This window comes from Actinomadura sp. SCN-SB (genome assembly GCF_043906805.1).
Classification (GTDB): Bacteria; Actinomycetota; Actinomycetes; order Streptosporangiales; family Streptosporangiaceae; genus Spirillospora.
In genome coordinates, this window is the sequence record NZ_JBIMPP010000014.1 from 115,505 (window position 1) to 140,061 (window position 24,557).

Consider the following 24,557-nt stretch of genomic DNA (forward strand, 5'->3'; position numbering starts at 1 on the left):
AAACGTGGACACCGCGATACCGGCCGAGAAGCGACCCCCGGCGGGCGGCGCCGGAGGTCGTCCGGAGCCGCGTCCCGGGCGGCGGTCGGGCCCGCGCGAGCAGGTGGCCGCGGCGGTGGGCCTGCTCGACCAGCCCCTCACCTCGTACTACCTGGTGCTGGGCTGCTCGGTGATGCTGCTGGCGCTGGGCTTGACGATGGTGCTGTCGGCATCCCTGGTCACCCAGATCCAGGCGACCGGATCGGCGTACACGCTGTTCCAGAAGCAGGCGATGTGGGTGGCGATCGGGCTGCCCGGGATGTGGCTGGCCTCGCGGCTGCCGGTGCGGACGTTCCGGGCGCTGGCCTACCCGCTGCTGCTGCTGTCGATCGTGGCGCTGCTGCTGGTGCTGGTTCCCGGCCTGGGACGCAGCGCGGGCGGCGCGACCCGCTGGATCGATCTGGGACCCGTCCAGATCCAGCCGTCCGAGCCGGCCAAGCTGGCGCTGGTGCTGTGGGGCGCCGACCTGCTGGCCCGCAAGGAGAGGCTGGGCCAGCTCACCGAGTGGAAGCCGCTGCTGGTGCCGCTGCTGCCCGGCGCCGGGCTGCTGGTGCTGCTGGTCATGCTGGGCAGCGACCTGGGCACCACGCTGATCCTGCTGACGATCTTCCTGGGGCTGCTGTGGGTGGTGGGCGCGCCGGGACGGCTGTTCGTCGGCATGGCCGGCCTGGTGTCGCTGCTGGTGGCGATCCTCATCGTCGTCGAGCCGTACCGGATGCAGCGGCTGGCGGGCTTCCTGGACCAGTCCGGCGACCCGCTGGGCGCCCGCTACCAGGGCACGCAGGGCCTGTACGCGGTCGCGTCCGGCGGGTGGTTCGGCACCGGCCTGGGCAAGGGGCGGGCCAAGTGGGACTTCCTGCCCCATGCGGAAACCGATTTCATTTTCGCGATCGTGGGTGAGGAGTTCGGGCTGCTCGGTACGCTCGTGGTGCTCAGCCTGTTCGGGCTGCTGGCCTACGCGGGCCTGCGGATCGCCAGGCGCGTCAAGGACCCGTTCACCCGGCTGGCCGCGGCCGGCGCCACCGCGTGGCTGGTGGTGCAGGCGATCGTGAACATCGGCGCGGTCATCGGCGTGCTCCCCATCACGGGGATCCCGCTGCCGCTGGTCTCCTACGGGGGGTCGGCGCTGGTGCCGACCTTGATCGCGCTGGGGATGCTGCTGGCGTTCGCCAAACGCGAGCCGGGGGCCCGGCAGGCTCTGGCCGCGCGGGGTCCCGGACCGGTCCTGCGGGCTCTAAGCTGGCTGGGCCTGGCACGGCGCTGAATCCCCCCGACCCCGGGGGTGCCGTTCGGCCCGGCGACCGCTCGTCCGCCCGCGGGGCGGGCGCGGCGCGGGAGGCGGGCCCGCGGCACCGCCACGACGAACACGCTGAGGAGTTGTCGAGGAGCATGAGGGTTGTCCTGGCCGGCGGTGGCACCGCCGGACACATCGAGCCCGCCCTGGCCCTGGCCGACGCGCTGCGGCGCGACGATCCGAACGTGCAGATCACCTGCCTGGGCACCGAGCGCGGCCTGGAGACCCGGCTGGTCCCGCAGCGTGGGTACGAGCTCGCGCTGATCCCGCCCGTGCCGCTGCCCCGCACGCTGACGCCCCAGTTGCTGACCGTTCCCGGGCGGCTGCGCGGCGCCATCAACGCCGCCGCCGCCGTCCTGGACCAGGCGCGGGCCGACGTCCTGGTCGGCTTCGGCGGCTACGTCGCGACCCCCGGCTACCTGGCGGCGCGCAAGCGCAAGGTGCCGATCATCGTGCACGAGGCCAACCCCAAGCCGGGCCTGGCCAACAAGCTCGGCGCCCGGTTCACCGACCACGTGGCGGTGTCGCACACGGACTCGCCGCTGCCCAACGCCCGGTTCGTCGGCATCCCGCTGCGGCGGGAGATCGCCACGCTGGACCGGCTGGCGATGGGCGACAAGGCCCGCTCCTACTTCGGGCTGCTGCCCGACCTCCCCACGCTGCTGATCTTCGGCGGGTCGCAGGGGGCGCGCTCGCTCAACCAGGCCGCGGTCGCCGCCGCGCCCGCGTTCCGGCAGGCGGGCATCCAGGTGCTGCACATCGTCGGCCCCAAGAACACCGAGGCCCCCGAGCCCGCGTCGGGCGGCCCGCAGTACGTGACGATCCCGTACTGCGACCGGATGGACCTGGCCTACGCCGCCGCCGACATGGCCATGTGCCGTGCGGGCGCGATGACCTGCGCCGAGCTGGCGGCGGTGGCGCTGCCCGCCGCGTACGTGCCGCTGCCGATCGGCAACGGCGAGCAGCGGCTGAACGCCGAGCCGATCGTGTCGGCGGGCGGCGGCCTGCTGGTCGACAACGCCGATCTCACCCCCGACTGGATCGTGAACAACCTGCTGCCCGCGCTGGCCGACCCGGCGCGGGTCGCGCAGATGTCCGAGGCCGCCGGCCGGATGGGCCGCAGGGACGCCGACGCGGCCCTGGCCCGCATGGTGTACGAGGTGGTCCGCGGGGCGGGCCGGGCATGAGAGGGCGGTGGCGGGCTGGGCGGGCCCGCCACCCGCGCGGGGGCGGCACCGATCACGAGGGGACGAGGGGCGAGCGATGAGTCTCATCACACCCGGCGAGGGCGAGGTCGTGCCCGCGGGGGAGCTGGGCAGGGTCCACTTCGTCGCGATCGGCGGCGCCGGCATGTCCGGCATCGCGCGGATCATGCTGAGGCGCGGCATCGCGGTGTCGGGCAGCGACGCCCGCGACTCCGACCTGCTGGCGCATCTGGCCGAGCTGGGCGCCAAGGTGTTCGTCGGGCATGACGCCGCGCACGTCGGCGACGCGGACACGGTGGTGGTGTCCACCGCGATCCGCGACTCCAACCCCGAGCTGGTCGCGGCCCGCGAGCGGGGGCTGCGGGTGCTGCACCGGTCCGAGGCGCTGGCCGCGCTGATGGCGGGACGCCGGGCCGTCGCGGTCGCGGGCACGCACGGCAAGACCACGACGACCTCGATGCTGACCGTGGCGCTGCAGCACGCGGGCGCCGACCCGTCCTACTGCATCGGCGGCCAGCTCGTCACCACCGGGCTCGGCGCGGACGAGGGGACGGGCGAGGTCTTCGTGGCCGAGGCCGACGAGAGCGACGGCTCGTTCCTCATCTACACGCCGCACATCGCGGTGGTGACCAACGTCGAGGCCGACCATCTGGACAACTACGGCGGCTTCGAGCGGGTCAAGGAGAACTTCGCCCGGTTCGTGGAGCGGGTCGAGCCGGGCGGCACGCTGGTGGCCGGCGCCGACGACGAGGTGGCGATGGAGCTGGCCGTGCTCGCCCGCGACCGGGGCCTGCCCGTCCTCACCTACGGCGAGGCGGCGGGCGCCGACCTGCGGGTGTCCGGCTTCACGCCGCGGGGCCTCGGGTCGCGCTTCGAGGTCGACGGCGTGGGCGAGGTCACGCTGGGCGTCCCGGGGCGGCACAACGCGCTCAACGCCGCCGCGGTGATCGCGGTGGCGCGGGCGCTCGGCCTCGACCTCGCCACCGTGCGGGACGGGCTGGCGGAGTTCCGCGGGGCCATGCGGCGCCTGGAGCCCAAGGGCGAGGCGGGCGGGGTCGAGGTCTTCGACAGCTACGCCCATCACCCCACCGAGCTGACCGCCGACCTGTCCGCCACCCGCGACTACGTGCGCGAGAAGGCGGCGGGGGACACGGGCCGCGAGGGCCGGATCGTCGCGGTGTTCCAGCCGCACCTGTACAGCCGCACCCGGTTCTTCGCCGCCGAGTTCGGCGCGGCGCTGGGGCTGGCGGACGTGGCCGTGGTGATGGACGTGTACGGAGCCCGCGAGGATCCGGAGCCCGGTGTGACGGGACGCCTGGTCGCCGAGCGGATTCCCGAGGGCACCACCTGGGAGTACGTCCCGGAGTGGGACGAGGTGGCCGCCGCGGTCGTCCGTCTGGCCGAGCCGGGCGACGTGGTCATCACGCTGGGCGCGGGCGACGTCACCAAGCTCGGCCCGCGCATCCTGGCCGGGCTGCGGGCGGCGTCGTCCTGAGACGGCGGCGGCCCGGCCGCGACCGCGGTCCGGACATTCGGGTCTGATCGGATTCGGGGGACGCGGGCGTGGGCTCCCCGGATCCGGCGCCGGAAGCTGCCAAGCTTGCGTCATGGCCGAGGCCGGTGTCCGGGAGCGCCCGACGGACCGGGCCGGGGCCGCCCATGGCCGGCGCCCCGCCCGCTGGAAGGCCGTGTCCGCCGTCCTGCTGGTGCTGGGCCTGCTCGGCACCCTCGCGTGGGTGCTGCTGGGGTCCCGGCTGCTGGTGGTGCGGACCGTGGAGGTGACCGGCACGAAGCTGGCGCCGCGCGACCGGGTCGTGGCGACCGCGGGGATCCGGCTCGGCCTGCCGATGGCCCGGCTGAGCACCGGCTCCGCCCGGTCCCGGCTGGAACGGATGCGCGAGGTGGAGTCGGCGCGGGTGGAGCGGCGCTGGCCCGCCACCGTCCGGATCGTGATCCGCGAGCGCGTCCCGATCGTCGGTGTCGAGCGCGGCGGCCGTTTCTACCAGCTCGACCGGCACGGCGTCGCGGTCGCGGACGGCCCGTCCCGCCCGCCGGGGCTGCCGACGCTGTCGGTGGCGGCGCCGGGCCCGACGGACGCCTCGACGCTGGCGGCGCTGCGCGTCGTGCACACGCTGCCGGAGCGGCTGAGGCGCCAGGTGGACATCGTGGAGGCGCCCTCGGCCGAGTCGGTGACGTTGCGCATGAGCGGCGGGCGCACGGTGGTGTGGGGGTCGGACGAGCGCGCGGAGGAGAAGGTCCGGCTGGTGGACGCCCTGCGGAAGACGGCGGCGGGCCGCGCCGCCCGTACCATCGACGTCAGCGCGCCCGAGGTCGTCACGACACGGTGACCGTACGACACGGGACCGGGGACGGGTGGCACGGGTCATCGGTGATCGAACCGATGCATTCGGGACGTGTGCGGCACAGGTGGACGGGTAATGCACTGAGACTCCGTCCCCGTGGTGTGTCGCGACGATTCCCGGCGCGCGATGGGGCACGCTGGAACGGATCCGAAGTGTCGGAGGTGAAACGTCGATGGTCTTCGCCAACCAGGGCATCTGGTGCCCTGTGCGACACGCCGGATCCGAAGGCGGGAGGTTAGTTGACCCTGGAGGTAAGCCCGCCCTACTGTCCGTATCAGTCCTCAGGTTGACATAACTGTAAGCCTCAAGTTGAGGGTGAGGGTTGCGGATGGCGGCGATCATCCACTCCCGTACACGGACCACGCAGCACACTCGGACACAGGTCAGGAACACCGCGACGGCGATGGCCGCAAGGCCGGGCCGGCGGGTCGGATAGAGCGAGCGGAAAGGCCCCTCGTCGTGGCAGCACCGCAGAACTACCTCGCGGTCATCAAGGTCGTCGGCATCGGCGGCGGCGGCGTCAACGCCGTCAACCGGATGATCGAGGAGGGACTCAAGGGCGTCGAGTTCATCGCGATCAACACGGACGCCCAGGCGCTGCTGATGAGTGACGCCGACGTGAAGCTCGACGTGGGCCGCGAGCTCACCCGCGGCCTGGGCGCCGGGGCCAACCCGGACGTGGGCCGCAAGGCCGCCGAGGACCACCGCGAGGAGATCGAGGAGGTCCTCAAGGGCGCCGACATGGTCTTCGTCACCGCGGGCGAGGGCGGCGGCACCGGCACCGGCGGCGCGCCCGTCGTCGCCAACGTGGCACGCTCCCTCGGCGCGCTGACCATCGGCGTGGTCACCCGCCCGTTCAGCTTCGAGGGCAAGCGGCGCGCGATGCAGGCCGAGGCCGGCATCGAGACGCTGCGCGACGAGGTCGACACCCTCATCGTGATCCCCAACGACCGGCTGCTGTCGATCTCCGACCGCCAGGTCAGCGTGCTGGACGCCTTCAAGGCCGCCGACCAGGTGCTGCTGTCCGGTGTCCAGGGCATCACCGACCTGATCACCACCCCGGGACTGATCAACCTGGACTTCGCCGACGTCAAGTCCGTGATGTCCGGCGCCGGCTCGGCCCTGATGGGGATCGGCTCGGCGCGCGGCGACGACCGCTCGGTGGCCGCCGCCGAGATGGCGATCTCCAGCCCGCTGCTGGAGGCCAGCATCGACGGCGCGCACGGCGTGCTGCTGTCCATCTCCGGCGGGTCCGACCTGGGCCTGTTCGAGATCAACGAGGCGGCGCAGCTGGTGTCCAACGCGGCCGCACCGGACGCGAACATCATCTTCGGCGCGGTCATCGACGACGCGCTGGGCGACGAGGTCAGGGTGACCGTGATCGCCGCGGGCTTCGACGAGGGCCGCCCGGCCCGGCCCGCCCCGGAGCCCGAGACCAAGCGCCTTCCCCCGCCGCCGCGTCCCGTCCCGGCGCCGGCGAACCCGATCCCGAGCAAGGTCGGCCGGTCCGAGTCGTTCGGCTCGTCGGGCTCGCAGCCCGCCGGGGGCCGGCCGCACCAGTCGATCGCGCAGGCCGCCGCGGCGCCGAGCCAGGCCGCCTCGTCGTCGCCCTCCTCCTCGTCCGCGCCGCCGGCGCCGGGTCCGCCGCAGCCCCCGGCCGCCCCCGAGCGACCGAAGTCCGGCGAGGCGTCGTCCGGCGACGCGTCCGGCGACGAGGGCGACGCTCCGGCCGCCCGGGACGACTCCGCCTCCTCCGGGTCCGCGCAGTCCTCCCGGCAGGACGAGGCCGCCCGGCCGCCCGCGCCGCGCGCCCCCGAGCAGTCCGCCACCCGCGTGCACGCCGGCGAGTCCGAGAGCGGCTCGGCCGTGCCGGGACAGCGCCGCCGCCCGGTGGTGTTCGACGAGGACGACGACCTCGACGTCCCGGAGTTCCTCAAGGGCCCCGACTACCTCAAGTGACCCGCACGTGACGACACACACCCCCCAGCACGACGGCACGTCCCTTGGGCTGTCGGGCGTCGCTCTGGCCGACGGCGTCGGCGCCGCGTTCACCTCACGATCCGGCGGGGTGAGCGCGGCACCGTTCGACTCGCTCAATCTCGGCGGGGCGGTCGGCGACGACCCCGAGGCCGTGCGGGAGAACCGCGCGCGCGTCGAGACCGCCCTCGGCCTGCCGCCCGGCCGTACCGTCTGGATGCGCCAGGTGCATGGCGCGGACGTGCGCGTCGTGGACGACGTGCCCGCCGGCACCCCCGAGGTGGACGCCCTCGTGACCACCGTGCCGGGGCTGGCGCTCGCGGTGCTGGTCGCGGACTGCGCGCCGGTGCTGCTGGCCGATCCCGTGGCGAGGGTGGTCGGCGCCGCGCACTCCGGACGTCCCGGAACCGCGGCGGGCGTCGTCCCGGCGCTGGTCAGGAGCATGGTGGAACGGGGCGCCGACCCGTCCAGGATCCGCGCCGCGATCGGCCCGGCGGTGTGCGGCGAGTGCTACGAGGTGCCCGAGGCGATGCGGGACGAGGTCGCCGCCGTGGTGCCCGCGGCCCGCGCCACCACCCGCGCGGGCACCCCCGCGCTCGACATCAGGGCCGGGATCGCCGCCCAGCTCGCCGGTGAGGGCGTCACGGACGTCCGGACCGACCCCAGGTGCACCCTGGAGACCCCCGGCCTCTTCTCGTACCGCCGGGACGGCCGCACCGGCCGCTTCGCCGGTTATGTCTGGCTCGCGGGCGACGCCGGATGAGCGACGCGCCACCGGGCGGGGCGCCGGCACCGGCCGGGACGCCGGATCGGACGCCGGACGAGGACGAGCGGCGCGCGGAGCTCGCGGCCAACCTCGCGAGCGTCCGACGGCGGATCGACGCGGCCTGCGCGGACGCCGGCCGGGATCCCGCGGAGATCACGCTGATCGCCGTCACCAAGACCTTCCCCGCCTCGGACGTGCGGCTGCTCGCGAGCCTCGGGGTGACGGACGTCGGCGAGAACCGCGACCAGGAGGCCGCGCCCAAGGCGGCGGCCACCGCCGACCTCCCGCTCACCTGGCACTTCGTCGGGCAGTTGCAGACCAACAAGGTCCGGTCGGTGGCCTCCTACGCCGATGTCGTCCAGTCGGTGGACCGCCCACGGCTGGTGCGGGCGCTGTCGTCGGCGGCCGTGCGGGCCGGCCGTACGCTGCGCTGCCTGATCCAGGTCTCGCTGGACGGGCCGGGCCCGGGGCGGCACGAGCGCGGCGGGGTGCCGCCCGAGGACGCGGTGGCGCTCGCCGGCACGGTCGCCGCGGCGGACGGCCTGGTCATGGACGGGGTGATGGCGGTCGCGCCGCTGGGCGCCGACCCGCTCCCGGCCTTCCGGCGGCTCGCGGAGGTCGCCGCCGAGGTGCGGGCCGCGCATCCCGGCGCCCGGGTGCTTTCGGCCGGAATGAGCGGTGATCTGGAGGCCGCGATCGCATGCGGTGCGACACACCTGCGGGTCGGTACGGCGTTGCTCGGCGGCAGGCGGGCAATCGTCAGGTAATGTCCCCCCAGTGGTACCTGCCGAAACGGCGGTGCCCACTGACGGAGCAGTCCGACGGCGGTGCCGAGGCGCCGGGTGCCGCGGCCACAGGACGACGGAGGGGCAAATGGCCAGCGCGATGCGCAAGATGGCGGTCTACCTCGGCCTTGTGGAGGACGACCGCTACGACGACAAGTACGACTACGACGAGTACGACGTCTACGACGACGAGACCGAGCCCGCGCAGGGCCGGCAGGGCCGCCTCCGTGAGGACGAATCCGGCGGTCAGCTTACCCGAGCCGACGAGGCCGCGGACCGCGAACGGGACCATCACGTTCCGTCGTCGCCGGAGCGACGCTCCGTAGCGCTCTACGAGTCCGGTACCACTGATCTCGCTCGTATCACTACGCTGCACCCAAGGACCTACAACGAGGCGAGGACCATCGGGGAGCACTTCCGTGAGGGAACACCGGTGATCATGAATCTGACCGAGATGGTCGACAGCGACGCCAAGAGGCTCGTCGACTTCGCGGCAGGTCTTGTGTTCGGCCTGCACGGAAGCATCGAGCGTGTTACGAACAAGGTGTTCCTGTTGTCACCCGTCAACGTGGAGGTGACGGCGGAGGACAAGGCCCGGATGGCGGAACGAGGGTTCTTCAACCAAAGCTGACTGCGACATGTGAGAGTGTGTCTGTGACCATCGTTGGAAGCGTGCTGCTCGCGGCCCTCTACATCTTCCTCCTGTTCCTGATCGGGAGGCTGGTGCTGGAGGTGCTGCAGTCGTTCGCGCGGTCGTGGAGGCCCACCGGGGTGGTGCTCGTGATCGCGGAGGCCACCTACACCATCACCGATCCGCCACTCAAACTGCTGAGGCGTTTCATCCGGCCCATCCGGCTGGGTAACGTTGCGCTGGACCTCAGCTTCACTGTCCTCATCCTTGTGGTCTGGGTCATGATCATCTTCGTGCAGAGGCTCTGATCGGATACCGTCCTTTGGGACAGACTCCAAGCGCGCCAAGGAGACGAACATGCCGCTGACACCCGCCGACGTGCGGAACAAGCAGTTCAGTACCACCAGGCTGAGGCCGGGGTACGACGAGGAGGAGGTGGACGCCTTCCTCGACGAGGTCGAGGCAGAGCTGGACCGCCTCATCCAGGAGAACGAGGAGCTGCGGGCCAAGCTGGCCGAATGCCTGCGCGGCAAGGTTCCCGCCATGGCCGCTCCGATCGTCGAGCCCAAGCCCGACGTGTCGCAGATCCCCGAGCCGCCGCGGCCGCCCGAGCCGGTGCAGCCGCAGCCCGAGCCCGAGCCGGTGCTCGGCGGGCTCGGCATGGCGCCCGCGCCCTCCGGCGAGGACAACATGGACACCGCGGCGCGCGTGCTGGCGCTGGCGCAGCAGACCGCCGACCAGGCGATCGCGGACGCCCGCCGGGAGGCCGACGAGACCCTGGGCCGCGCCCGCCGCGAGGCCGAGGAGATCCTCGGCAAGGCCCGCAGGCAGGCCGACCAGATCGTCAGCGAGGCCCGCTCCCGCGCCGAGGCCCTCGACCGGGACGCCCAGGAGCGGCACCGCCAGGTGATGGGCTCGCTCGTGCAGCAGCGCGAGGAGCTGGAGCGCGAGGTCGACAACCTGCGCGCGTTCGAGCGCGAGTACCGCAGCAGGCTCAAGGTCTATCTCGAGGGCCAGTTGCGCGACCTGGAGGCCGGCAGCGCCGAGACCGGCGGGTTCCCCACCGTCCCGCCCAACCCGGCGCAGCAGGGCGCCCAGCAGACCGGTCCGCAGCCCGCGATCCCGCACGAGAACCGCAACGGCGCCGCCGGCTCGGGTCCCGCGGGTCCCGGTTCGTTCCCGCCGCCGTCCGAGCCTGCGCAGCACCAGCAGGTCCAGCACTCGGCGACCGGCGCGTTCCACGCGGGCGGCGACAACCCGCCGCACGAGAGGCGCTGAGCGGATTCCCCCCCGCGCGGACGACATCAAGTGTCCGTAGGCGCTGAGGTTCACCCCGCGCGGACGATAGTGTCTGTCCCGTTCGCCGTGCCGGCGATGGCGATGACGCCGTCCCGGCCGCGTCACGGAGCATCGGCGGCGACCCGGCCCGTGCGGCCCGGGACACCCGGCCCGAAGGGGGAGAGACCCAGTGATCATCCTGAGTGGCGTGCTGATCGTCGTCGCGATCGCCCTGCTCGCCGCGGGTACCGTCCCGAGCATCATCTCCGGGGACGGCGGGACCGCCGAGGTCCTCGGCGTGGAAGCCCAGATGGTGATCTACCTGTCGATCGCCGTGAGCCTGGTCTCCGCGCTCTGCCTGATCATCGGGGTGTTCGTCCGGCGCAAGGAGCTGTTCCCCGGTTCGGCCTCCGCCGCCGGCGACCGCAAGGCCAAGGGCCGCAAGGCGAAGAAGAGATCCGCCAGGCCGACCGCCGCACAGGGCCGCGGCAAGACCGCCCCCGCCCAGGGCGGCGCCACCGGCGACACGGTGGTGATCCCCTCCCCGCCGGCCGAGGTGCCCGGGGACGCGGTGGTCTTCGTGGTCCGCGGCCGCAAGCGCTACCACCTGGACACCTGCCGGCAACTGGCCGGTCGTGACCGGGAGGAGCTGACCTACGCCGAGGCCAAGGAGGAGGGCTTCAGCCCCTGCACGGCCTGCATGCCCGACACCGCACTGGCGGCGCGCGCCGCGGTGTCGGTCGCCGCGGGCCCTGTGAAGGAGGCCGCGGGCGAGACGTCCGCGACGGCCCCGCTCTCCAAGCCTTCCACGAAGCCTTCCACGCCGGGCGCCCGCCCGGCCGGCCGGCCACCTTCAGCGTCCGGTACGGGCGGGAGCGAGCCCGTCAAGGCCGCCGCGGAACCGGCCACCGAGCCTCCGCGAGACCAGCCCGCGAAGGCATCTCCACCGAAGACCTCTCCATCGAAGACACGGACCGAGAGCACGCCCGGCGCCCCCACGGCACGGCCCTCGCTCGAGGACGCCCCGCCCGCCGGTTTCGGCTCGGACCCGCTCGACACCGGCGCCCCGTTCGGCGGCGAGCGCCTGTCCGGATCCGGCCGTCCCGCCGCGGACGCGCCCGCCCCGGCGACCGCGGCGACGCCGTCCGGAGCCCCCGCCGCCGGTGACGCGACCGGCGACGATGTTCCGGTGACGATCCTCAGCGGCACCCGGCGGTACCATCGGCCCGGCTGCGCCCTTCTGGAGGACATCGGCGACGGCGCCGACGACCTGGAGTCGCTGACCCGCGGCGAGGCGAGGGCGCGTGACTGCACGCCCTGCCTGGTCTGCCGCCCCGACGACCCCTCCTAGCCGCCCGTTCTCACGGTCCCGCGGGACGCCGCGTTCAGCACTGGCGGCGGCGATACTCGCGCAGCTGCCTGAGGTGGTCGCGGCGCTGGTCGCGAAGCTCCCTGAAGTGGGCCTTGCGCTCGTCCCGCATCGCGCGGAGCTCCTCACGCAGTTCCTTGCGGTGCTCGCGCAGCCGATGATGGTCGCCGTGCGCGCCGTGCCGTCGCGCGTGGCGTTCCACCCGGCGCTCCGCCCGGGTCTCGCCGATCTGCTTGCGCGCCACCGACACCCCGCCGAACAGCGCGATCCCGGTGAGCCGGATGACCGGGGCGTCGGCGTCGAAGGTGTCGTCCTCGGGCACGTCGGCCCCGCCGAACACGGCCGACACGGAGCTGACCACGCGCACGCCCGGCGGCACCGTGATGTCCACCCCGCCGAACAGGCAGCTGATGTTCACCGTCACGTCCCGCTGGGTGAGCACCGCCCGCCGGAAGTCCAGGGAGGTGCCGCCGAACACGCAGGTGACGGTGGTCGTCGGCTGGACCAGCCAGCGCCCCTTGCGTTCCGCGCCACCGAAGATCGCCACGATCGAGGTGGACTGCGGCTCGGGCGGCGGCAGCGCGGCCGTGTCCCGCGCCTCCTTGCCCAGCCCGACCCGCGGCCCGGCGCCCTGCCCGGCGCGCGGCGGCCCGAGCGGCTCGTCGGCGCCCGGCTCGGGCGGCAGGTCGCTCAGGACGGGTTCCAGCTCCGCGTAGGTCTTGGCGCTGTACACCACGTCGATGCGCTCGGCGTGCTCCTCCGGCGTGATGCGGCCCTCGGCGAGGGCCTCGCGGAGGCGGTCGGCGACTCGATCTCGATCAGCGTCCGACGCCCGCAGCGCCGCTTCCGGCGGGGGCTCGGAGGGGTCCGTCGGCTTCACACCACCATCATCGCAAACGCGATGTGTCTTGTCTTGTCCCGCGCCGCCGCCGTGGGGGACGCCGACGGCGCCCCCACGGTGCCCCCATGGTGCCGGTCAGTCCGGCACGCGGGTGAGCCAGAAGGTCAGGCCCAGCTCGTCGTCCCGCAGGGCCGGCAGGTCGGCGGAGGGACGGCCCTCGTGAACGGCGGTGGCCAGGACCTCGGCGGCCAGCTCGGACTCGTGCGCGCGCAGCGCCTCGGCCAGGTCGTCGCCCTGCGCGCGCCACCACAGCTCGATGCGGTCGGTGACGTCCAGGCCGGAGGACTTGCGGCCGTCCTGGATCAGGCGCACCGCCTCCCGGACGAGACCGGCGCGGCGCAGCTCCGCGGTGACCTCCAGGTCGAGCGCGACGCTCGCGCCGCCGGCGCTCTCCACCGCCCAGCCGCTGCGCGGCCGCTCGGTGACGATCACGTCGTCGGGGGACAGGGCGACCTCGCCGGGGCCCTCCGCCTCCACCGTGACGGTGCCGTCGGCGCGCAGCGCGGCCACGAGCGCGGCCGGGTCCGCCGAGGTCACCGCCTTGGCGACCGTCGGGGTGTCCTTGCCGAACCGCTTGCCCAGCTCGCGGAAGTTGGGCTTGACCTGGTACTCGACCAGGTCGCCGCCGATCGAGGACAGCTCCTCCAGCGCTTGCACGTTCAGCTCGTCGGCGATCTGCTCGCGCAGCTCCCCGGGCAGCGCCGACCAGCCCGCCGCGCCCACCAGCGCGCGCCCGAGCGGCTGGCGGGTGCGGACACCGCTCGCGGCGCGGGCGGCCCGCCCCAGCTCGACCAGGCGGCGCACCAGCGCCATCTGCGCGGTGAGCTCCGCGTCCAGCAGGTCCTCGCGGACGGTGGGGAAGTCGGCCAGGTGCACCGACTCGGGGGCGTCGGCGGGACGGATGACGTCCCACACGTAGTCGGTGACGAACGGCACCATCGGCGCCATCAGCCGGGTCAGGGCCTCCAGGCACTCGTAGAGGGTGGCGAAGGCCGCGGCGCCGTCGCGGGTGCCCGGTCCCTCCCAGAAGCGCCGCCGGGACCGCCGCACGTACCAGTTGGACAGGTCGTCGACGAACTCGGCGAGCCGCCGCCCGGCCTTGGCGGAGTCGAACACCTCCAGGGCGTCGTCGACCTCGCCGATGGTGCGGTGCAGCTCGGCGAGCGCCCAGCGGTCCAGCAGCGGGCGGTCGGCGGGTGCGGGCGCCTCGCCCAGCCTGTCGGGTGTCCACGCCTGCCCCTGAGACTCCGCCGCGTTGGCGTACAGGACGAGGAAGGACGCGGTGTTCCAGTACGTCAGGAGCACCTTGCGGACGATCTCCTCAAGGGCGCCGTGGCCGACCCGGCGTGCCGCCCAGGGCATGCCGCTGGCCAGCATGAACCAGCGCAGCGCGTCGGCGCCGTGCTGGTCCATCAGGGGGATGGGCTGGAGCACGTTGCCCAGGTGCTTGCTCATCTTGCGGCCGTCCTCGGCCAGGATGAGGCCCAGGCAGAGGACGTTCTCGTAGGACGACCTGTCGAAGACCAGCGTGCCCACGGCCATCAGGGAGTAGAACCATCCGCGGGTCTGGTCCTGCGCCTCGCAGATGTACTGGGCCGGGTAGGAGGACTCGAAGACCTCCTTGTTGTGGTGCGGCGCGCCCCACTGGGCGAACGGCATCGAGCCCGAGTCGTACCAGGCGTCGATGACGTCCGGCACGCGACGCGCCTCCGTCCCGCACTGGGGGCAGGGGATCGTCACGTCGTCCACGTAGGGGCGGTGCGGGTCGAGCCCGGAAAGGTCCCGCCCGGCCAGCTCGCCCAGTTCCTTGAGCGAGCCCACGCAGGTGATGTGGTCCTCGTCAGCGCCGCACACCCACAGGGGGAGGGGCGTTCCCCAGTAGCGGCTGCGGGACAGCGACCAGTCGACGTTGTTGCGCAGCCACTCCCCGTACCGGCCCTCCTTGACGGACTCCGGGTACCAGTTGGTCTTGGCGTTCTCCTCCAGCAGCCGGTCCTTGATGGCCGTGGTCCGGATGTACCAGGACGGCAGCGCGTAGTAGAGGAGCGGCGTGTGGCACCGCCAGCAGTGGGGGTAGCTGTGCTCGAAGTGCCCGCCCCGGTACAGCAGCCCGCGCTCGCGCAGGTCATCGGTCAGGGGCTCGTCGGCGTCCTTGAAGAACGTGCCGCCCACCATCGGGACGTCGGCGAGGAACTTGCCGTCGGGCCCGATCGGGTTGACGACCGGCATCCCGTACGCCCGGATCACGGTCATGTCGTCCGCGCCGAACGCGGGGGCCTGATGGACGAGGCCGGTGCCGTCCTCGACGGTCACGTAGTCGCCCAGGACGACGTAGTGCGCGTCCGGGATGTCCACCAGGTCGAACGGCCGCTTGTAGGGCGTGCGCTCCAGGTCCCTGCCCTGGTAGGTGGCCAGGACCTCGGCCTCGGCCCCCAGGACCTGCTCCAGCAGCGGCTCGGCCACCACCAGCACCTCGTCCGACCCGGCGGGGCGCGCCGCGACGTAGGTGACGTCCGGGTGGACGGCGACCGCGGTGTTGGACACCAGGGTCCACGGGGTGGTCGTCCAGATGAGCAGGGACGCGCCCAGCTCGGCCAGGGGGCCGGAGGTGACGGGCATGCGCACGTACACCGACGGGCTGAAAATGTACTCGTACCCGCCGGGCTGCCCCAGCTCGTGGTCGGACAGGGGGGTGCCGCAGCGCGGGCAGTACGGGGTGATGCGGAAGTCGCGGAACAGCAGGCCCTTGTCGAACACGACCTTCAGGGACCACCACACGGACTCGACGTACTGGGAGTCCATGGTGCGGTACGCCTGGTCGACGTCCACCCAGAAGCCCATCCGCTCGGACATCTCCTCGAAGGCGTCCACGTGCCGCAGCACCGACTCGCGGCAGCGGGCGTTGAATTCGGCGATGCCGTATTCCTCGATGTCCTTCTTGCCGGTGAGACCCAGCTCCTTCTCCACGGCCACCTCGACGGGCAGCCCGTGGCAGTCCCACCCGGCCTTGCGGGGGACGTGGTAGCCCTTCATGGTGCGGTAGCGCGGGAAGACGTCCTTGAACACCCGGGCCTCGACGTGGTGCACGCCGGGCATGCCGTTGGCGGTGGGCGGGCCTTCATAGAAGAGCCAGCGCGGGCCGGACGCGGTGCGTTCCAGCGAGCGCTCGAAGACCTTGTTCTCGCGCCAGCGATCCAGCATCTCCCGCTCCAGGGCGGGCAGATCGACCTGCGCGGGCAGGGGCCGGAACTTGCGGCTCACTTGGGCGGACCTCCGGTTCGGCGTCGCATCGGGCGATATCGACGTGGCATTGACCGGAGGGACGAGATCCTGCCAGGCGCTGCGCCGGGCGGGTCCCGCGGTACCACCCTCCTTGACCGCGCCGCGAGTGCGCGGTCCCCTTCATTCGAGCCTCGGCTGCCGGGTCTACCACGCCCTCGGACCGCGCCGGCCTCTGCCGTGCGGCCGCGTCCAGGGGCGCTTCTTCCGGCGGCTCCGGGGTGATCAGACCGCCGGGCTCGCCCCCGGGCTCGCACCGTCCCCGGGTCGCTCATGGCTGCGTACGGCGGCAGGTGTCCCCATCACGGCCTGCCGATATGACTGCTGGATAGGACATTAACGCACGCCGGGCGGAAACTCTTCCCCTTTAGCCGCCCGCCGGGCCGTCCGGGGCGGCCGGGACGGGGTTCACTTGGCGGATTCTGGGGTCTCCCATGGTTCTCGGCGCCCCGTGGCAGGGCATATGCGGTCGGTAACGGATCCAGGTTGTTTGCCGTCCCGCGGAAAGGGGACCTATGCTGCCCGCACTGCCTGTCGAGGGGTTCAGCGCAAAGGGGGCTGATATGCGCAACGAAGCGAGCGATATCGGCCTGGCAGGGGCCGGAGCCTCTGGGGGGAGCGTTCCCCAGAACGGCATGGACACGCGCGGTGAAGCGCGTGTGCCGCAGAATTCCGGTTCCCAGCCCGCGGACGCCTCGTCCACCCCCGTCCACACCCCCGCCGCCAGGGGTCCGGCCAAGAGCACGGGTGCGGCCAAGGCCAAACCCGGTGGCAAGAACGCCTCCCGGCCGTCGACGCGGCGGGCCGAACCGGCCAAGCCGGGCAAGGCCGCCGCGAACGCCAAGGCCAGGCGGTCCGCCGCCGGTCACGGGACGGACACCGCGGACGGAGCCGACACGGTGGACGGAGCCGACACCCTGGAAGGGCCGAACACCGGGACGGTGGTGGCGGACACGGCCGCGGTCCTGCCCGTCCGCGAAGGCGAGGACCGCTGGACGGCCCGTGAGCTCGCCGAGGTCAGGGCGACGCTGATCGAGGAGAGCGCCGCGCTGGAGGCCGAGATCGCGGCGGCCGCGTCCCAGATCGCCGAGGGCGACGGCGCGGACGGCGCGGGCGACGACCAGGCCGACACCGGCGCCAAGACCTATGAGCGCGAGCACGAGCTCGCGCTCACCTACAACGCCCGTGACCTGCTCAACCAGGCCGAGCGCGCGGTCCAGCGGATCGACGCGGGCACCTACGGGATCTGCGAGTCCTGCGCGAAGCCGGTGGGCAAGGCGCGCCTTCAGGCCTTTCCTCGTGCGACGCTATGCGTGTCATGCAAACAACGCGAGGAGCGTCGCTGAACGACGCAACCGACACCGACGGCCGGGCCGAGGGATCGAGCGGATCTCCTCGGCCGCGCCGTGTCGGCGTACTGATCACGGTGGCGCTCGCCGCGCTGGGCCTGGACGTCGTGTCCAAGGTCGTCGTGGTGGCCACGTTGCAGGACCGTGAGCCGATCAGGCTGCTGGGCGGCCTGCTCACCCTGCGGGAGACCCGCAACAGCGGCGCCGCGTTCTCCATCGGCACCGGCTACACGATCATCTTCACGCTGATCGCCATCGGCGTGGTGGTGGCGATCCTGCGGACCGCCCGCAACCTGCGCAGCGTTCCCTGGGCGGTGTGCCTGGGGCTGCTGCTGGGCGGCGCGTTCGGCAACCTGATCGACCGGCTGCTGCGCGCGCCCGCGCCCTTGCAGGGCCATGTCGTCGACTGGATCGAGGTGCCGAACTGGCCGGTGTTCAACCTGGCCGACTCGGCGATCGTCTGCGGCGGCGTCCTGGCGGTCCTGCTGGCCGCCCGGGGCCTGCAGCTCGACGGCACCCGCATCGGCAAGGACGGCGGCAAGCACGACGGCAAGGACGGCGGGGCCGCCGATGGTAAGGGCGCTGAGGAGGGCGCCCGGGGCGGCGGCGAGGCGGCGGAGCCGCCCGAGGCGGAGAAGCGCGCCGAGTCGCCGGAGCCGCCCGATTCCGCCTCCGCCTCGGAGGGGCGCGGCTGATGGCGGACGTGCGGCACCTTCCCGTCCCCGAGGGGCTGGAGGGCGAGCGGGCCGACGCGGCGCTGGCACGGTTGTTCGGGCTGTCGCGCAGCCAGGCCGCCGACATCATCGCCGCGGGCGACGTGCTGCTGGACGGCAAGGCGGTGGCCAAGTCCGACCGGGTCCACGGCGGGGCGTGGCTGGAGGTGACGCTTCCCCCGCCTCCGGTCCCGCCCGCCCCCGTGCCCGAGCCGGTGCCGGGCATGGGGATCCTGTACGAGGACGACGACATCGTGGTGGTGGACAAGCCCGTCGGCGTCGCTGCCCATCCCACAACCGGCTGGAACGGCCCTACCGTCCTGGGCGGCCTGCTGGGGGCCGGGCACACGGTCGCCACCAGCGGCGCCGCCGAACGGCAGGGCATCGTTCACCGGCTGGACGCCAACACCACCGGCGCCATGGTCGTCGCCAAGAGCGAGGTCGCGTACTCACGGCTCAAGCGCGCCTTCAAAGAACGCACGGTGGAGAAGCGCTACCACGCGCTCGTCCAAGGGCACCCCGACCCGTTCCGGGGGACGGTGGACGCCCCCATCGACAGGCATCCGGCCGGGGACGGCCGGTTCGCCGTGGTGGCGGGCGGGAAGCCGTCCGTGACCCACTACGACACGCTGGAGGCGTTCCGGGCGGCCACGCTGCTCGACATCGACCTTGAGACGGGGCGTACGCACCAGATCCGCGTCCACATGGCCGCCATCCGCCACCCCTGCGTCGGGGACCTGGCGTACGGGGCCGACCCCACGCTGGCGGCCCGGCTCGGTCTCCGGCGGCAGTGGCTGCACGCCGTCCGCCTGGCGTTCGAGCACCCCACGCGGGGGGAGCGGGTCGAGTTCGAGAGTCCCTATCCCGAGGATCTGGCACGGGCGCTGGATCGTCTCTAGCGGCGCGGGCAGCGTTCCCCGCCGAGGAGGCGGGCCGTCAGATGAGCAGGCGGAGGCCGGCGGCGGCCGCGGCTCCCGTCACCAGCACCACCAGGAACGGTGCGCGCAGGAGCAGCGCCGCCACGGCCGCCGCGAGACCGGCCAGGCGTGGTCCGTCCAGTTCCAGCGTCCGGTCCTCGGGGGCGAGGGCCTGCACGGCGATCAGCGCGGTCAGCAGCGCCACCGGCACCAGGTCGGTGAACCGGTGGACGCGCGGGTCCTCCAGGACCCGCTGGGGCGTGACCAGGCCGCCCAGCTTGAGCAGGTAGCACCCGGCCGCCGTGGCGAGGATCGCGATCCAGACACCGCTCATGAGCGCTCCCTCCCGTCGGACCCGCCGGGCTCGCCGGACACGGCACCGGCCGCCGCCCGGCGGCCCGGAAGGAAGATCGCGACCAGGGCGGCGGTGGCGGCCAGCATGACCGGGACCCCCGCGGGCAGCAGCGGGGTGGTCCCCACGGCGATCACGGCCGCGCCCGCCGCGACCCCGGCCTCGGTGCGGCCCGCGGTGAGCCTCGGCCACAGCAGCGCCAGGAAGGCCGCGGGGCCGAGCACGTCCAGGCCGAACGCCTCCGGGTCGCCGAGCCCGGTCGCGCCCAGCGCGCCGATCAGCGTGGTGAGGTTCCAGGTCAGGTAGAGGGTGATCGCGGTGACGGCGAACCCGATCCGGGCGCCGTCCCGGCCCGGCTGCGCGGTGGCCACGGCCGTGGTCTCGTCGATCACCACCTGCGCGGCCGCCAGCCGCCGCGCTCCCCGCACCCGGAGCAGGCCGGCCAGCCGCAGCCCGTACAGCGCGTTGCGGCCGCCGAGCAGCACGGCGCCCAGCGCGCCGCTCACCAGGTTCCCGCCACCGCCGATCACCCCGATCAGGGCGAACTGGGACGCCCCCGTGAACGCCAGCAGGCTGAGCGCGCACGCCTGGGGCACCGTGAGCCCGGCCGCGACCGCCGCCGCGCCGAAGGCCAGCCCGGAGATCCCGACCGCCAGCCCGACGCTCAGCGCGTCCCGCACGGCGGCGGCGTGCTCGGGGGGACGGCGCCCGGACCACCCGCGAGCTGGTGGTTCCTCCGTTTCCGCCGAATTCATGCCGATGAAGCTATCCGGCGGTGCCCGGAAGGTCTTGAACGTTCTTGCGCCCCCGTCCGGCGTCTAGGATCACGGGCATGAGCGGGGAAGCGGCGCATTACTGGAGCCATCCCGCGCTACCCGGTGTGGACCTGCTGCGGGCCCGGTTCGTGACCCACCGCTACAACCGGCACGCCCACGACACCTACGCCCTGGCCCTCATCGAGTACGGGGTCGAGCAGTTCGAGTACGGCGGCAGCCTGGAACGGGCGGGCGCGGGTTCGATAGGTCTGGTCAACCCAGGGGTCATCCACACCGGTGAGGCCGGGGTTCCCGAGGGCTGGGCCTACCGCGTGCTGTACCCGACCGTCGAGGTGATGCGCGACATCGCCGCCGACCTGGGCGCGCCCAGCGGCACGCCGTACTTCCCCGAGCCGGTCATCACCGACCCCGAGGCGGCCCGGCTGCTGCGCGCCGCCCACCGTTCCGGCGAGCAGGGGGACGCCCTGGCGACCTCGTCGCTGTTCCGCCAGGCGGCCGCGAGCCTGCTGCGGTTCGCGCGTCCGCGGACGGGCGTGGACGCCGGCGGCACCCCGCCCGGCCGGATGCCGCGTGCCGTACGGGCAGCGTGGGAGATCCTGCACGAGAGCCTGCTGGATCCGCCGTCCCTGGACGAGCTGGCCGCCGCCGTGGGAGTCGGCGCGTTCCCGTTGTTGCGCGCGTTCAAGGAGGCCACGGGCCTGCCGCCGCACGCGTACCTCAACCAGGTGAGGGTGCGGCACGCCCGCCGCCTGCTGGACGAAGGGCTGCGCCCCGCCGAGGTCGCGTCCCGTGCCGGATTCGCCGACCAGGCCCACCTGACCCGCCATTTCAAGCGCACCGTGGGCGTCCCGCCGGGCGCCTACAGGCAACGGCACGTGCTTGCCTAGAAGGGGCACGTGGCCCAGGTCCACTTTCCTGCGGGTGGCGTCCAGGTGACTTTGAGCTCGGCCACCAAGGCGAGCGTGATGCCTAGCCCGCGGCCCCCCTCGTCTAGGACGGGCATGCCATCTTCTCCGAGCATGGGCCTGGTGACGGGGGCCTTGGGCGAGCAATCCCAAACACCCATCCAGAGCGAGTGTGGCTCGGAGAAGGTGGCCTTGAAGGTGACCGGCTCGAGCCGGGGTGCGTGCGTGATCGCGTTGGCTGCCAGCTCGGTGGCGACCAGGGCGGCGTCGCTGACGAAGTCGTCTGGCCACTGCTGACGACGCGCCGCCTTGCGTTCGATGAGCCACGCTCTCAGCAAGGCGCGGACCTGGCCAGGGAAGAGCTTGGACGCCGGTCTCGTCCAGACAAACTCGTCCGCATTTGTGGTCGTCATCGCCGCAGTAGGCACTTTTCTCCCCGTATCGGGTCTCGGCGTCACCTCCCGGCGGCCGATCGCCCGACGTGACCAGGAGGTAACAGATATCTGTACTCGGACCCCCAAGCATGCGCGCTGAACGCTATATTCGCTACGTTCGCGAAACTCAGGAACCATTCGAGGATGTCCAATGACCATGGTGGACGGTCTGGCGCCGGATCGCTCGATCTGGGACTACATCGCCGTTGAACTGCGAAGGCAACGTGAGGTGAAGGGGCTGTCCGGTAACAAGCTCGCGGGCCACATTGGCTGCGATCGTTCCTATGTTTCCCGGGTAGAAAACGGGCGAATGCACCTATCGCAGGCATATGCGCGCAAGATCGATGAGGTACTGGACACTCGGTTCTTGTGGCTCGTGGAGCTGGCAGAGGCGTCCGACCACGGGGACTGGTTCACCGGCCTCGTGCAGCATGAGGAACGCGCGACGCACCACCGCATGTGGGAAGCGCTCATCGTCCCTGGACTGCTCCAGACGGAGGACTACGCCCGCGCAGCCCTCACGGTCGGACTCGTCGACGATGTGGAGAAGGCCCTGGAGCGCCGGATGACGCGGCAACGCGCCGTCTGGGAGATGCCGAACCCCCCGTACGTGTCCGCGATCATCAACTGGTACGTCCTGGAACAGCCGGTGGGCGACGCGCGGGTCATGCGTGAGCAGCTCGCGTGGCTGCTGGAGCTTGGAGGACGTCCCAACGTCACCGTTCGGGTGCTGGAGAGGAGCGCGGGCGCCAATGTCGGTCAGGACGGCTCGTTCACGCTGCTCGCGGTCGACGGCCGAGACGTCGCGTTCGCGGACGCGCCCGAGCGCGGACGCCTCATCACCAACCCTCCGGACGTCCAGCGCTTCCAGGTAAGGTACGACCGGATCGCAAACATCGCGGCAAACAGATCCGATTCACGTATCTTGATGGAAAGAGCCATGGAGAGCTACACATGACGACCCAGTGGCGCAAGGCCAGCCGCAGCAACACAAGCGGCGGGCAGTGCGTTGAGGTCGCCGAACTGCCGGAAGCCATCGGCGTGCGCGACTCCAAGGACCCCCAGGGCCCGAAGCTGATCCTGACCCCCGGCGCATGGCGAACCTTGGTGGACCACGTGAAGTCGGACGGCCTCGCCAACTGAGACCTCGGCTATCGATCCGGCCGATCGATCAGATGCCGAGCCATGATGTGAACGCGGTGAGTGAGCCTGTGCGGCGGCGCTCTGTGCGCGCGAGCATTCGCACCGTCTCCCGAACCTGCGGGTGGTAGCGGGTTTGCTGGGGCGCGATTCTTCTTGCCGTTTCCAGCGAGGCCAGCGCCGCATTACGGTCGCCAACGTAGACCTGACCACGTGCCAGGTCGATGTAGTGATGTGACACCCGGTTGGGCGTGACGCCCGTGAAGCTGTGCAGGTTACTGGCGCGACGGACGGCCTTCGCTCCGTCACCGAGTTCGACGGCGATGCCGACCGACCAGATCGCCACATTGACGCGGTTGACCGTCATTCGGTAGTGGTCGGCGTCAGCGGGAAGGTGTTCTGCGGCGCGAGCCGCCTCCGCGAGGTGGGAGTCCGCAGTGACGCCGTCGCCCGCGCCCCGGGCAGCGGCGAGTGCCGACTGAAGGTGCGACCAGCCCCAGGCGGCCCACGCCTCCAGCGGGTCTGCGGCGGCAGGTTCACCTATGACCTGACGTGAGGCGTCCAGCAGATCGGCCGCAGCCCTTCCCCGGTCCGCCTGGATCAGCTCGGCGGCTCGCAGGCTGGTTCCGATGGTGACCGCGTATGGGTCAGCGGAGCGTTCGGCTGCCCGGTCATAGCGCTCGGCCATCGATCGGGCCAGGTCGGGATAGCCCAGCACACGTGCGACCATGCGCGCGTTCGCCCAAGACTCGGCCAGCATCCCGTGGATCTTCCGTGCCGGGGCATCGTTGGCGGAGACGGCGGCGGTGCGGAGATCGGCGAGCAGGCTCGGGAGCTCGTCCCCGAGGCGGACGAGCCGAACCTGATGGGCGAGCTCGCTGGTGGCGGCCACCCGAGCCTGCAATTCGGCGATCGGCCGTGGTGCGATGCCCTCGTCCGGGATCTCGGACATGACTACTTCTGCGCGCAGGGGTCCGATCGCCGCATGTACTCGGTCTGATGCCGCCGTGCTGCCCCGGAAGGGCTGGCCCTGGACCTCGGCGGGCGAGGACTTCAGCGCCCGGGCCACCGCTCCGATGAACGCCGGCGTCGCCGGTACTTGTCCCTGCTCGACCCTGCGCACCAGGCTGAGCGAGATGTTGGCCCGCTCAGCGAGCTGGCGCTGGGTCATACCGCGCAGCCGCCGGAGCTGCGCGACCCGCTGCGCGACTGACTCATATGGCATGCCGGCCCTCCGCTGCGCCATCGCGTCGGTCCCACAGTACCCGCAGCCAGTTTCCGGACTAACAAATTTTTTGTTACCACGGCTCTGATGGATCTCTTTACGTTATGTGTGAGACAAGTCGCGGCGGACGCACCCAGACAGAAAGAGATCAGCGGCCATGCCGATGGAACCGCAAGCACAGGCCATGCAGGAAGCTTCGATGGGCCGGGTCGATAAGATCTCGATCGAGACCACGCTTCGGGTGTTCTACCAAGTAGAGCGAGCAGGGCAATTTCGGCTGAGCGACGGCGGCGGACCGTTCGGGTTCGATGTGACCGTAGCCGTTCTCGTCGATGACCTGATCCGGCTGTACGGGTGTGACGCGGTATGCGAAACCGGGTGCTTCGTCGGCGATACGACGGTGTATCTGGCTCACCGATACCCCGGCTTGCCGGTCTACACATGCGATATCGACCCGGTCAACGTGCGGGTGACGGCTCGTCGTCTCGCTGGGTGTGCCAACGTAACGGCGCGGACCATGGACTCGCCCGGGCTGGTGGCCGAAGTGATACGTCGCTTCAAGCGCCCGTTGTTCTTCCTGGATGCGCATTGGGGGCCTGGGTGGCCGCTGCGTGCCGAACTCACTGCGATCGGGACGGGCAACGCCGTGGTCCTGATTCACGATTTCGATGTAGGTCACCCTCGATTCTCTTTCGACTCCTATTGCGGTGTGCCTTGCGGGCCCGCCCTATTGGCCGGGCTTGAACCGGCGGTCACCGAGTACTTCGCGCCTGATCCGCGGGCTGCTCAGCCTCTCCCCTGCCTTCAAGTGGGTCGTCGCGCAGGCGTCGCGGTGGTGGTGTTCGGTATGGACGCTAAG

At 72.2% G+C, this 24,557-nt stretch carries 24 protein-coding genes; 18 read left to right on the forward strand and 6 right to left on the reverse strand.

The genetic code is table 11. The features are described 5' to 3' along the window. The first annotated feature begins 4 nt into the window (after positions 1–4). The 11 genes from ftsW to ACGWYJ_RS12340 all read left to right on the forward strand — a co-directional run bounded on the left by ftsW (position 5) and on the right by ACGWYJ_RS12340 (position 11,689). On the forward strand, positions 5–1,303 hold the full coding sequence (ftsW, locus tag ACGWYJ_RS12290; protein WP_395106030.1) for a putative lipid II flippase FtsW: 1,299 nt from the start codon (positions 5–7) through the stop codon (positions 1,301–1,303). Positions 1,304–1,428: 125 nt separating this feature from the next. Next, entirely contained in the window at positions 1,429–2,520 is a 1,092-nt protein-coding gene (gene murG / locus ACGWYJ_RS12295) for an undecaprenyldiphospho-muramoylpentapeptide beta-N-acetylglucosaminyltransferase (RefSeq protein ID WP_395106032.1), read from the forward strand. A 76-nt stretch (positions 2,521–2,596) separates the two neighbouring features. Then, a complete protein-coding gene (gene murC / locus ACGWYJ_RS12300) occupies positions 2,597–4,033 on the forward strand; it encodes a UDP-N-acetylmuramate--L-alanine ligase (RefSeq protein ID WP_395106033.1) in 1,437 nt (478 codons plus the stop codon). A 112-nt stretch (positions 4,034–4,145) separates the two neighbouring features. After that, positions 4,146–4,886 (forward strand): cell division protein FtsQ/DivIB, encoded by a 741-nt coding sequence (locus tag ACGWYJ_RS12305; protein WP_395106034.1) that lies wholly within the window; start codon positions 4,146–4,148, stop codon positions 4,884–4,886. A 474-nt stretch (positions 4,887–5,360) separates the two neighbouring features. Continuing rightward, positions 5,361–6,860, forward strand: a complete 1,500-nt coding sequence (gene ftsZ, locus ACGWYJ_RS12310; RefSeq protein ID WP_395106035.1) for a cell division protein FtsZ — start codon at positions 5,361–5,363, stop codon at positions 6,858–6,860. Between the two features lie 7 nt (positions 6,861–6,867). Beyond that, positions 6,868–7,641, forward strand: coding sequence for a peptidoglycan editing factor PgeF (gene pgeF / locus ACGWYJ_RS12315; protein WP_395106036.1), 774 nt, complete (start codon positions 6,868–6,870; stop codon positions 7,639–7,641). Further along, positions 7,638–8,411, forward strand: a complete 774-nt coding sequence (locus ACGWYJ_RS12320) for a YggS family pyridoxal phosphate-dependent enzyme (protein WP_395106037.1) — start codon at positions 7,638–7,640, stop codon at positions 8,409–8,411. Before pgeF ends, ACGWYJ_RS12320 begins: the two co-directional genes overlap by 4 nt. A 106-nt stretch (positions 8,412–8,517) precedes the next feature. After that, positions 8,518–9,060 (forward strand): cell division protein SepF, encoded by a 543-nt coding sequence (locus ACGWYJ_RS12325; RefSeq protein WP_395106038.1) that lies wholly within the window; start codon positions 8,518–8,520, stop codon positions 9,058–9,060. Positions 9,061–9,083: 23 nt separating this feature from the next. After that, entirely contained in the window at positions 9,084–9,368 is a 285-nt protein-coding gene (locus tag ACGWYJ_RS12330; protein WP_395106039.1) for a YggT family protein, read from the forward strand. Between the two features lie 49 nt (positions 9,369–9,417). Then, entirely contained in the window at positions 9,418–10,338 is a 921-nt protein-coding gene (locus ACGWYJ_RS12335) for a DivIVA domain-containing protein (RefSeq protein WP_395106040.1), read from the forward strand. 190 nt (positions 10,339–10,528) lie between these two features. After that, positions 10,529–11,689: a hypothetical protein gene (locus ACGWYJ_RS12340; protein WP_395106041.1), complete on the forward strand. Its 1,161-nt coding sequence runs from the start codon at positions 10,529–10,531 to the stop codon at positions 11,687–11,689. 34 nt (positions 11,690–11,723) lie between these two features. On the opposite strand, the gene ACGWYJ_RS12345 is transcribed toward ACGWYJ_RS12340, so the two are convergent. Both ACGWYJ_RS12345 and ileS read right to left on the reverse strand, forming a co-directional pair. After that, complete coding sequence (locus tag ACGWYJ_RS12345) at positions 11,724–12,587, reverse strand: DUF1707 domain-containing protein (protein WP_395106042.1); 864 nt, start codon at positions 12,585–12,587, stop codon at positions 11,724–11,726. Between the two features lie 96 nt (positions 12,588–12,683). Further along, complete coding sequence (gene ileS / locus ACGWYJ_RS12350; protein WP_395106043.1) at positions 12,684–15,869, reverse strand: isoleucine--tRNA ligase; 3,186 nt, start codon at positions 15,867–15,869, stop codon at positions 12,684–12,686. 959 nt (positions 15,870–16,828) lie between these two features. Here ileS and ACGWYJ_RS12355 point away from each other — a divergent pair. From ACGWYJ_RS12355 to ACGWYJ_RS12365, 3 genes are read left to right on the forward strand one after another with little or no spacing between them, the layout of a single operon-like run. Further along, positions 16,829–17,233: a TraR/DksA family transcriptional regulator gene (locus tag ACGWYJ_RS12355; protein ID WP_395106057.1), complete on the forward strand. Its 405-nt coding sequence runs from the start codon at positions 16,829–16,831 to the stop codon at positions 17,231–17,233. Next, complete coding sequence (gene lspA, locus ACGWYJ_RS12360; protein WP_395106044.1) at positions 17,206–17,931, forward strand: signal peptidase II; 726 nt, start codon at positions 17,206–17,208, stop codon at positions 17,929–17,931. The genes ACGWYJ_RS12355 and lspA overlap by 28 nt, the downstream gene beginning before the upstream one ends. Then, positions 17,931–18,848, forward strand: a complete 918-nt coding sequence (locus ACGWYJ_RS12365; RefSeq protein ID WP_395106045.1) for an RluA family pseudouridine synthase — start codon at positions 17,931–17,933, stop codon at positions 18,846–18,848. The genes lspA and ACGWYJ_RS12365 overlap by 1 nt, the downstream gene beginning before the upstream one ends. 37 nt (positions 18,849–18,885) lie before the next feature. Here ACGWYJ_RS12365 and ACGWYJ_RS12370 read toward each other — a convergent pair whose 3' ends face one another. Then, entirely contained in the window at positions 18,886–19,200 is a 315-nt protein-coding gene (locus ACGWYJ_RS12370; protein WP_395106046.1) for an AzlD domain-containing protein, read from the reverse strand. Then, the gene (locus tag ACGWYJ_RS12375; RefSeq protein ID WP_395106047.1) at positions 19,197–19,973 is read right to left on the reverse strand and encodes an AzlC family ABC transporter permease; all 777 of its coding nucleotides are present in this window, start codon (positions 19,971–19,973) and stop codon (positions 19,197–19,199) included. Before ACGWYJ_RS12375 ends, ACGWYJ_RS12370 begins: the two co-directional genes overlap by 4 nt. Positions 19,974–20,050: 77 nt before the next feature. On the opposite strand from ACGWYJ_RS12375, the gene ACGWYJ_RS12380 reads away from it, so the two are divergent. Beyond that, positions 20,051–20,881: an AraC family ligand binding domain-containing protein gene (locus ACGWYJ_RS12380; RefSeq protein ID WP_395106049.1), complete on the forward strand. Its 831-nt coding sequence runs from the start codon at positions 20,051–20,053 to the stop codon at positions 20,879–20,881. Here ACGWYJ_RS12380 and ACGWYJ_RS12385 read toward each other — a convergent pair. Next, positions 20,878–21,312 (reverse strand): ATP-binding protein, encoded by a 435-nt coding sequence (locus tag ACGWYJ_RS12385; RefSeq protein ID WP_395106050.1) that lies wholly within the window; start codon positions 21,310–21,312, stop codon positions 20,878–20,880. The genes ACGWYJ_RS12380 and ACGWYJ_RS12385 overlap by 4 nt on opposite strands. Before the next feature lie 172 nt (positions 21,313–21,484). Here ACGWYJ_RS12385 and ACGWYJ_RS12390 point away from each other — a divergent pair, with 172 nt between their 5' ends. Both ACGWYJ_RS12390 and ACGWYJ_RS12395 read left to right on the forward strand, forming a co-directional pair. After that, positions 21,485–22,291: a helix-turn-helix domain-containing protein gene (locus ACGWYJ_RS12390; RefSeq protein ID WP_395106051.1), complete on the forward strand. Its 807-nt coding sequence runs from the start codon at positions 21,485–21,487 to the stop codon at positions 22,289–22,291. Further along, entirely contained in the window at positions 22,288–22,476 is a 189-nt protein-coding gene (locus ACGWYJ_RS12395; protein ID WP_395106052.1) for a DUF397 domain-containing protein, read from the forward strand. The genes ACGWYJ_RS12390 and ACGWYJ_RS12395 overlap by 4 nt, the downstream gene beginning before the upstream one ends. A 28-nt stretch (positions 22,477–22,504) precedes the next feature. Here ACGWYJ_RS12395 and ACGWYJ_RS12400 read toward each other — a convergent pair whose 3' ends face one another. Further along, a complete protein-coding gene (locus ACGWYJ_RS12400) occupies positions 22,505–23,719 on the reverse strand; it encodes a multiprotein-bridging factor 1 family protein (protein ID WP_395106053.1) in 1,215 nt (404 codons plus the stop codon). A 136-nt stretch (positions 23,720–23,855) separates the two neighbouring features. Between ACGWYJ_RS12400 and ACGWYJ_RS12405 the strand changes: the two genes are divergently transcribed. Continuing rightward, positions 23,856–24,557: hypothetical protein (locus tag ACGWYJ_RS12405; RefSeq protein WP_395106054.1), on the forward strand; the 702-nt coding region annotated here is incomplete at its 3' end.

What these genes read in the sequence shown, in the direction of transcription:
- ACGWYJ_RS12325 (WP_395106038.1), top strand. Translation starts at nt 8,518, where the DNA reads ATGGCCAGCGCGATGCGCAAGATGGCGGTCTACCTCGGCCTTGTGGAG.
- ACGWYJ_RS12375 (WP_395106047.1), bottom strand. Translation starts at nt 19,973, where the DNA reads ATGAATTCGGCGGAAACGGAGGAACCACCAGCTCGCGGGTGGTCCGGG.
- ACGWYJ_RS12400 (WP_395106053.1), bottom strand. Translation starts at nt 23,719, where the DNA reads ATGGCGCAGCGGAGGGCCGGCATGCCATATGAGTCAGTCGCGCAGCGG.
- lspA (WP_395106044.1), top strand. Translation starts at nt 17,206, where the DNA reads ATGCAAACAACGCGAGGAGCGTCGCTGAACGACGCAACCGACACCGAC.
- ACGWYJ_RS12365 (WP_395106045.1), top strand. Translation starts at nt 17,931, where the DNA reads ATGGCGGACGTGCGGCACCTTCCCGTCCCCGAGGGGCTGGAGGGCGAG.
- ACGWYJ_RS12370 (WP_395106046.1), bottom strand. Translation starts at nt 19,200, where the DNA reads ATGAGCGGTGTCTGGATCGCGATCCTCGCCACGGCGGCCGGGTGCTAC.
- ACGWYJ_RS12385 (WP_395106050.1), bottom strand. Translation starts at nt 21,312, where the DNA reads ATGACGACCACAAATGCGGACGAGTTTGTCTGGACGAGACCGGCGTCC.
- murG (WP_395106032.1), top strand. Translation starts at nt 1,429, where the DNA reads ATGAGGGTTGTCCTGGCCGGCGGTGGCACCGCCGGACACATCGAGCCC.
- ACGWYJ_RS12335 (WP_395106040.1), top strand. Translation starts at nt 9,418, where the DNA reads ATGCCGCTGACACCCGCCGACGTGCGGAACAAGCAGTTCAGTACCACC.
- murC (WP_395106033.1), top strand. Translation starts at nt 2,597, where the DNA reads ATGAGTCTCATCACACCCGGCGAGGGCGAGGTCGTGCCCGCGGGGGAG.
- ACGWYJ_RS12380 (WP_395106049.1), top strand. Translation starts at nt 20,051, where the DNA reads ATGAGCGGGGAAGCGGCGCATTACTGGAGCCATCCCGCGCTACCCGGT.
- ACGWYJ_RS12395 (WP_395106052.1), top strand. Translation starts at nt 22,288, where the DNA reads ATGACGACCCAGTGGCGCAAGGCCAGCCGCAGCAACACAAGCGGCGGG.
- ACGWYJ_RS12320 (WP_395106037.1), top strand. Translation starts at nt 7,638, where the DNA reads ATGAGCGACGCGCCACCGGGCGGGGCGCCGGCACCGGCCGGGACGCCG.
- ACGWYJ_RS12305 (WP_395106034.1), top strand. Translation starts at nt 4,146, where the DNA reads ATGGCCGAGGCCGGTGTCCGGGAGCGCCCGACGGACCGGGCCGGGGCC.
- ACGWYJ_RS12390 (WP_395106051.1), top strand. Translation starts at nt 21,485, where the DNA reads ATGACCATGGTGGACGGTCTGGCGCCGGATCGCTCGATCTGGGACTAC.